6 protein-coding genes are annotated in these 7,934 nt (G+C 67.8%); 1 reads left to right on the forward strand and 5 read right to left on the reverse strand.

Going from position 1 to position 7,934, the window contains the following annotated elements; genetic code table 11:
• Nucleotides 1-33: 33 nt before the first annotated feature.
• The 5 genes from H489_RS24695 to H489_RS24715 form a co-directional block, all read right to left on the reverse strand.
• Nucleotides 34-444, reverse strand: a complete 411-nt coding sequence (locus H489_RS24695) for a heat shock protein transcriptional repressor HspR (RefSeq protein WP_027464889.1) — start codon at nucleotides 442-444, stop codon at nucleotides 34-36.
• 126 nt (nucleotides 445-570) lie between these two features.
• Complete coding sequence (locus tag H489_RS24700) at nucleotides 571-1,575, reverse strand: DnaJ C-terminal domain-containing protein (protein WP_017886377.1); 1,005 nt, start codon at nucleotides 1,573-1,575, stop codon at nucleotides 571-573.
• A 41-nt stretch (nucleotides 1,576-1,616) separates the two neighbouring features.
• The gene (locus tag H489_RS24705) at nucleotides 1,617-2,276 is read right to left on the reverse strand and encodes a nucleotide exchange factor GrpE (protein ID WP_017886378.1); all 660 of its coding nucleotides are present in this window, start codon (nucleotides 2,274-2,276) and stop codon (nucleotides 1,617-1,619) included.
• Nucleotides 2,277-2,278: 2 nt separating this feature from the next.
• Nucleotides 2,279-4,144 (reverse strand): molecular chaperone DnaK, encoded by a 1,866-nt coding sequence (dnaK, locus tag H489_RS24710; RefSeq protein ID WP_017886379.1) that lies wholly within the window; start codon nucleotides 4,142-4,144, stop codon nucleotides 2,279-2,281.
• 270 nt (nucleotides 4,145-4,414) lie between these two features.
• The gene (locus H489_RS24715; protein WP_139179641.1) at nucleotides 4,415-4,705 is read right to left on the reverse strand and encodes a hypothetical protein; all 291 of its coding nucleotides are present in this window, start codon (nucleotides 4,703-4,705) and stop codon (nucleotides 4,415-4,417) included.
• Nucleotides 4,706-4,931: 226 nt separating this feature from the next.
• Between H489_RS24715 and H489_RS24720 the strand changes: the two genes are divergently transcribed.
• The coding region (locus H489_RS24720) for an Ig-like domain-containing protein (protein WP_020381107.1) at nucleotides 4,932-7,934 on the forward strand (3,003 nt) is incomplete at its 3' end.

Consider the following 7,934-nt stretch of genomic DNA (forward strand, 5'->3'; position numbering starts at 1 on the left):
CGGTCACCGGGGGCGTTCGCCTGTCGATCCCCGTCAGCGCGGTCCGCGGTACAGGACGATCTGCGTGTTCCGCTGCGGCCGCGACCCCGCCTTGAGCGAGATCGCCGCACCACTCGCGGTGGCGGCGAAGACCCGCGCACCGGGCCGGTTGATGAGCTGGTCGGCCAACGCCGACTCGAGTTCGCGCACCCGGTCGCGCAGCGCCTTGTTCTCGTTCTCCAGGTCGAGCACCCGCCGGATCCCCTCCAGCGACACCCCCTCGGAGCCGAGTCGCGCGATCTCGCGCAACTGCACGACATCGCGCATCGAGTACCGCCGCGACCCACCCCGGGTGCGACCCGGCACGACCAGGCCGAGCCGGTCGTACTGCCGCAGCGTCTGCGGGTGCATCTCGGCGAGCTCCGCAGCGACCGCGATCGCGAAGACGGGCGAGTTCTCGTCCATGTCGGTCATGGCGCGTTCCTTTCCGTCGTCCGCGTGGGGTGGAAACCAGCCTGGAGGAACGGCGAGCGTCCGTCAGGAAGCCGCGCCGTTCCTCCAGGCCGGGTCTACTGCATTGCGTGCGCGACGCTAGTCGCGCGCCTTGGCGAGGAGGTCCTCGCGGGGGTTCTCGTCGGGCAGCGCAGCCGCGAGTGCCTCGACGGCCTCGCGCTGCTTGTCCGACAGGTGCGACGGCACCGCGACCTGGACGGTCGCGAGCAGGTCGCCCGTGCCGTTCTTCGTCGTGACGCCGCGGCCCTTGACGCGCAGGACGCGACCCGACGGCGTGCCGGGGGCGACCTTGAGCTTCACGGGCGAACCGCCGAGCGTCGGGACCTCGATCGTCGCGCCGAGCGCTGCCTCGGTGAACGTCACGGGGACGTCCACGCGCAGGTTGAGCCCGTCGCGCTCGAACACCGGGTGCTTCCGCACCGACACGGCGACCACGAGGTCACCGGCCTCTCCGCCATCGGGCGAGGGCTCGCCGCGGCCGCGCAGACGGATCTTCTGACCGTCGGCGACGCCCGCGGGGATGCGGACGTTCACCGGTCGGCCGTTGCCCTGCGACAGCTTGACGGTGTCACCGGCGATCGCCGTGGTGAAGTCGAGGGTCGTCGACGCCGTGACGTCGCGGCCCTTCGTCGGCCCGCCGAAACCGCGGTAGCCGCCGGAGGTCTGGCCGAAGCCGCCACCTCCGCCGAACATCCCGCCGAGGATGTCCTCGAATCCACCGGCACCGCCGGGGCCACCCTGGCCGAAGCGGACACGCTGTCCGCCGCCGCCCTGCTGCCCGAACATCCCGCCGAAGACGTCCTCGAAGCCGCCCTGGCCCCCGCCGCCCGCTGTGAAGCGGGCGCCGGAGCCCATGGCGCGGACCTGGTCGTACTCCTGGCGCTGCTCCTTGTCGGAGAGCACCGAGTACGCCTCGCTGATCTCCTTGAAGCGGTTCTCGGCGGCGGCGTCACCCGGGTTGGAGTCCGGGTGGAACTGCCGCGCGAGCTTCCGGTACGTCTTCTTCAGCTCGGCGTCGGAGGCGTCCTTGGACACGCCGAGGACCTTGTAGAAGTCCTTGTCGAACCAATCCTGACTGGCCATGGATCACCTGCCTTCTTCTGTCGTCACCGTGGGGACCCGGCTCAGGCCGGGACCGCCACCGCGACCTTGGCCGCGCGGAGAACGCGCTCACCGAGCTTGTAGCCCGGCTCGACGACGTCCGCGACGGTCTGTCCGGTGGCGCCCGGGGTGGGGAGCTGGACGATCGCCTCGTGGATGTTCGGGTCGAACGCCTCGCCCTTCTCGCCGATCTGCACGAGCTTGAACTTCTCGAAGCCCCCGCGGATCTTCTGGCCGATGACCTGCATCGGCCCCTCGGCGAGGTCACCGTGGGCCTCGGCCCGGGTGAGGTCGTCGAGCGCCGGCAGCAGGGCCCGCACCACTTCGGCGATGGCGACCTCGCGGTTGGCCTCCCGGTCACGCTCGACGCGCTTCCGGAAGTTCACCAGCTCGGCCTGCGCACGGAGCATGTCCGCACGCATCTCGGCGACGAGGTCACGGTCCTCGGTGCTGAGCTTGTCCTCGGCGATGCCGCGGGCTGCGTCGGCGAGCAGCGCTTCGTCCTCCGGGGAGAGGTCGTTCGCTGCTTCGGCCGCCGGGCCCCCGGCGGCGGGGCCGTCCGTCGGTACTTCGACGTCGGGCCCCTCCGCCTCGATGAGGTCCTCGGGCTCGGCCGCGTTCGTGGCGTCGCCCTCGACCTGGGGCTCGTCCTCGTGGGGCGCGTTGTCCTTGGGATCCGTCATCGTTACTTCTTGTCCTTGTCGTCCTCGTCGTCCACGACCTCGGCGTCGACGATGTCCTCGTCGTCGGCCGGCTGCTCACCCGCGGGCTGCTCGCCACCGGCGGCGCCGGCTGCTGCGTCCTGCTGGCTGTAGATGGCCTGGCCGAGCTTGCCCTGCGACTCGTTGAGCTTGTCGAAGGCGGTCTTCACGGCGTCGTCGTCCTCGCCCGCAAGAGCGGACTTGAGCGCGTCGACATCGGCCTGCACCTCGGACTTGACGTCCGCGGGGAGCTTCTCGTCGTTCTCCTTGATGAGCTTCTCGATCGAGTAGACGAGCTGCTCGGCCTGGTTGCGACGCTCGTTGGCCTCGCGACGTGCCTTGTCCTCGGCGGCGTGCTCCTCGGCTTCGCGGACCATGCGCTCGATGTCCTCCTTCGGCAGCGACGAGCCGCCGGAGATGACCATCGACTGCTCCTTGCCGGTGCCCTTGTCCTTGGCGGACACGTGCACGATGCCGTTGGCGTCGATGTCGAAGGTGACCTCGACCTGCGGCACACCACGGGGAGCCGGGGCGATGCCGGTGAGCTCGAAGGTGCCGAGCGGCTTGTTGTCCCGGGTGAACTCGCGCTCGCCCTGGAAGACCTGGATGGCGACCGACGGCTGGTTGTCGTCAGCGGTCGTGAAGGTCTCGCTCCGCTTGGTCGGGATCGCGGTGTTGCGGTCGATGAGCTTCGTCATCAGGCCGCCCTTGGTCTCGATGCCGAGCGACAGCGGCGTGACGTCGATGAGCAGGACGTCCTTGCGCTCGCCCTTCAGCACACCGGCCTGCAGCGCGGCACCGACGGCGACGACCTCGTCCGGGTTGACGCCCTGGTTCGGGGACTTGCCACCGGTCAGCGACTTGACGACCTCGGCCACGGCGGGCATACGGGTCGAGCCACCGACGAGCACCACGTGCGCGATGTCGTTGACCGAGACACCGGCTTCCTTGATGACGTCGTTGAACGGCTTCTTGGTGCGGTCGAGCAGGTCGGAGGTCATCTGCTCGAACTGTGCGCGCGAGATGGTCTCGTCCAGGTTCAGCGGGCCCTCGGCGGTGAGCGTCAGGTACGGGAGCTGGATGTTCGCCGACATCTGCGACGACAGCTCCTTCTTGGCCTGCTCAGCCGCTTCCTTCAGGCGCTGCTTGGCGATCTTGTCCGTGGACAGGTCGACGCCGTGCTCGTCCTTGAACTTCTTGACCAGGTAGTCGACGATGCGCTGGTCCCAGTCGTCGCCACCGAGGCGGTTGTCACCGGAGGTCGCGCGGACCTGGATCGTCGAGAAGTCGTCGTCCTTGCCCACCTCGAGCAGGGAGACGTCGAACGTGCCACCACCGAGGTCGAAGACCAGGATGAGCTCGTCTTCCTTGCCCTTGTCGAGGCCGTAGGCCAGTGCGGCCGCGGTCGGCTCGTTGATGATGCGGAGGACGTTGAGGCCGGCGATCTCACCGGCGTCCTTCGTGGCCTGACGCTCGGCGTCGTTGAAGTACGCCGGAACGGTGATGACCGCGTCCGTGACGTCTTCGCCGAGGTACTGCTCGGCGTCGCGCTTGAGCTTGCCGAGGGTGCGGGCCGAGATCTCCTGCGGCGTGTACTTCTTGCCGTCGATCTCGGTGGTCCAGTCGGTGCCGACGTGACGCTTGACCGACGCGATGGTGCGGTCGACGTTCGTCACGGCCTGGCGCTTGGCGGTCTCGCCGACCAGGACCTCGCCGTCCTTCGTGAACGCCACGATCGACGGCGTGGTGCGCATGCCCTCGGCATTGGCGATGACGGTGGGCTCGCCACCTTCGAGAACGGAGACGACGGAGTTGGTGGTTCCGAGGTCGATGCCTACTGCACGTCCCATGTGTTGCTCCTCTTGCTTGGGGGTAAGTCGTTGGACTTGCGTCCGATGGACTCAACCCTACTCCTGAGTCACCTGGAGTCAACTTCAGGGAGCACAGACCTGCGCCAATCCCACTCAACTCCCAGCCGGGACGCCCGCGAGGTAGCACGTTCGTATGTTGGTATTTCACGTGATATTCTGAATACACATGCGCCGTTGGAGTCTGTCCACGGGCGTGCCCCTTCCCGCACAGCCGCCGTCGCGCGGCCTGTCCTGAAAGATGCACATGTCTCACAAGAAGAGGGCATCGACTGCCCTCAAGTCCATGGGTGCGGCCGGGCTGGCCGCTGCCACCATCGTGTCCGGCCTGTCATTCGGTGCAGCAACGGCGATCGCTTCGCCCGAGCCCCGGTCGATCTCGACCCAGGCCACCGCCTCCGGCAAGTTCGTGATGAAGTCCAGATCTAACTCGACCTGGTGGGCTGTCGGATCCAATCTCAGCGCCACAGCCCATTCATCGCTCGCCGCCGCGAAAGCGGCTGCTGCGACTGCAACATTCACTACGGGTACTGGCGAGCTCAAGATCGGATCCTCGTGCATTGTCCCGGCACCGTCGGGCTTCACCCACGACTACACCGTTGGATCTTGCGGCAACGCGGTGCAGATCAACCTCAGTGGCGGCACCCTCTGGGAGGGTTCTTCCCGGATCGGTATCTGGCCGTACTCGAATGAGCCAGCATGGCTTGGGAAAGGCCAGACAGGTTACGAACTCGCGACGTACGATGAGATTTTCCCGAGCACCCGAGCCATGACCGCGCAGGTGACGAAGGTGAACAACATCGCGAGGACCGCTGAGGTGTCGGGTACGGCAACGCCGAACGGCACGGTGACGATCGGCAACAAGACCGTCGACGTCAACTCGAGCGGCAACTGGTCGATGACCGTCGAAGGGCTCTCAGTCGGGGCGAACTCCCTCACCGCGACGCAGCGCTTCAACAACGCGCGGGTCGACGAGAAGACTGTCACCGCGACGATCGTCGAGGGCGGCACGCTCGTCGGTGTCGACCAGGGCCCGATCGAGCTCGAGCGCGGCGAGAGCACCCCGGTGCCGTTCGTGGTCGAGAACCGCGAGGCGCGCACGAACACCGACGGCACGGTCACGCTCGACGCACCCGAAGGCACCACGTTCGACCAGCAGGCCACGGTCCAGGGCCAGATGCGTGACGTCGGAGAGGACGACTGGGCGAACACCACGTCCGTCCCGCTGACCGACGGTTCGCGGTCGAATGACGGCAAGACCATCACGTTCGATGCCGAGTGGGCCGCGAACCACCCCGCCGACGAGCAGTACCGCTTCATGGTCGGCGTGACCGCTGACGAGGACGCTCCCGCCGGTTCCGACGCAATGGAGTTCTCCATGCCGGGCACCAGCAGCAAGGGCGACTTCCTGGCTGAGGGCACGACGACCACCACCATCGAGACCAACGTCGTCGACCTCGTGGCCGACATCGCTTCGATCGACCACGCAGGCAAGTCCGCCGTGATCTCGGGTACCGCAACTCCGGGCGCGACGATCACGATCGGCGACGAGAGCACCGAGGCCGACGCCGAGACCGGTGCGTGGAGCATCACGGTCGACGGCCTGGAGCGCGGCACGAACGCACTCCACGTGGCGCAGGAGATCGACGGCGAGGAGCACGACTCGAAGGACCTCGACGTCGTGATCAACGACGCCGCGATCTCCGGCCAGGACGGCACCGCAGTCACGCTCGAGCGTGGTGAGGTCACCTCGGTGGAGTCTCTCTTCAAGACGAACGGTTCGATCAGCCGCCCGCAGGGCAAGGTCGAGTTCACCGCTCCCGAGGGCACCACCTTCGCCGCGGACCAGGGCACGATCGAGGGTTCGTTCAAGAAGCCGGGTGACGACAGCTGGACGAACTCGGCCATGACTCTGACCAACGGAGTCCGCTCCGAGGACGGCACGAAGTACACGTACGACTTCGCGACCACCACCACGGGCTGGAACCTGCCCGACGCATCCCTGATGCGCTGGAACATCGACGTGAACACGCCCGAGGACGCCGAGGCCGGCACCTTCCCGATGCGCACCGTGCTCAGCGGTACCGCCACCGAGGGAGCGTTCAACACCACCAGCACCACGCAGGCCACGGTCGAAGCCGCCGAGGTTCCCGCACCGGACGCGCTCGTCGTCACCACGCCGGCCGACGGCTCCACAGTCGACTCCAAGCGCCCGGTGTTCTCGGGTACCGGCGACGAGGGTGCCACGATCGAGATCCGCGACGCCGACGACAACCTCATCGCGACCACCGTCGTGAAGGACGGCGCCTGGAGCGTCCCCGCGACCGCGGACCTCGCAGACGGCTCCTACGAGTTCGACGTGATCCAGACCCCGCTCACCGGGGCACCGAGCACCGAGAAGGTCTCCTTCACGGTCGCGACGAACCCGCTCACGACCGAGCTCACCGCGGTCGGCGCGTTCGATGACGACGTCACCAAGCCCGCGACGATCTCCGGCGACGCCACCACGGGCGCGACCGTGATCGTCAAGGACAGCCTCGGCAACGAGGTCGGCCGCACCGAGGCAGTCGACGGGAAGTACTCGATCCCGGTCCCGCCGTCGTTCGCCCACACCGGCGTCAACGACTTCACCGTGACCCAGACGAAGAACGACACGACCTCGCCCGAGAAGGACGTCTCGCTCGACTACGGCATGCCGGCACCGATCCGCATCACCAGCCCGGCGAACGGCTCGACGGTCCAGAAGGACGGCCTGACCTTCACCGGTACCGGTGACGAGGGCGCCCGCATCGACGTCCGCGGTTCCGTCCGAGCCATCGCGACCGGTACCGTCACCGACGGTGTCTGGAACGCACCGGTGACGATCGACCTGTCGAACAACGTCTACAACCTGCGCGCCGTGCAGACCACCAAGGGCGGACTCACGACGCAGGTCCCGATCACGATCACGATCACCGACGAGGCGCCGGTTGCTCCGCTGACCGCGACCGCCGCGTTCAACACCACGGACGAGAACCTGCCCGCCGCGATCACCGGCTCCGCCAACCCCGGCGCAACCGTCACCGTGAAGGACAGCAACGGCGACACCATCGGCACCGCCATCGCCACCAACGGCCGCTACACGATCACGATCCCCGCGAACAAGGCCCACTTCGGCGTCAACGACTTCACCGTCACCCAGACCGTCCGAGGCCAGGTCTCCGCACCACTCGACCGCTCCCTCGACTACGGCAACCCCGCAGCCCCGGTCATCCAGACCCCGGCCAACGGCGCCACCGTCACCAACGGCTCCATCCGCTTCACCGGCACCGGAGCCACCGGCGCCAAGCTCGACATGCGCGGCAACAGCTCCTCCGTCGGTGACACCAAGATCACCGACGGCGCCTGGACCGTGGACGTCACCCGCCAGCTCAACCCGGCGGTCTACGACCTCCACGCACTCCAGACCAGCAAGGGCGGCCTCACCCAGCGCGTCAACATCACCGTCACCGTCCGCAACGAGGCGCCGGTTGCTCCGCTGACCGCGACCGCCGCGTTCAACACCACGGACGAGAACCTGCCCGCCGCGATCACCGGCTCCGCCAACCCCGGCGCAACGGTCACCGTGAAGGACAGCAACGGCGACACCATCGGCACCGCCATCGCCACCAACGGCCGCTACACGATCACGATCCCCGCGAACAAGGCCCACTTCGGCGTCAACGACTTCACCGTCACCCAGACCGTCCGAGGCCAGGTCTCCGCACCACTGGACCGCTCCCTCGACTACGGC

This window comes from Curtobacterium flaccumfaciens UCD-AKU, from assembly GCF_000349565.1.
GTDB lineage: Bacteria > Actinomycetota > Actinomycetes > Actinomycetales > Microbacteriaceae > Curtobacterium > Curtobacterium poinsettiae.

Bases quoted from the DNA above. Each gene is read 5' to 3' on its own strand.
- dnaK (WP_017886379.1), bottom strand. From the start codon at position 4,144: ATGGGACGTGCAGTAGGCATCGACCTCGGAACCACCAACTCCGTCGTC.
- H489_RS24695 (WP_027464889.1), bottom strand. From the start codon at position 444: ATGGACGAGAACTCGCCCGTCTTCGCGATCGCGGTCGCTGCGGAGCTC.
- H489_RS24705 (WP_017886378.1), bottom strand. From the start codon at position 2,276: ATGACGGATCCCAAGGACAACGCGCCCCACGAGGACGAGCCCCAGGTC.
- H489_RS24700 (WP_017886377.1), bottom strand. From the start codon at position 1,575: ATGGCCAGTCAGGATTGGTTCGACAAGGACTTCTACAAGGTCCTCGGC.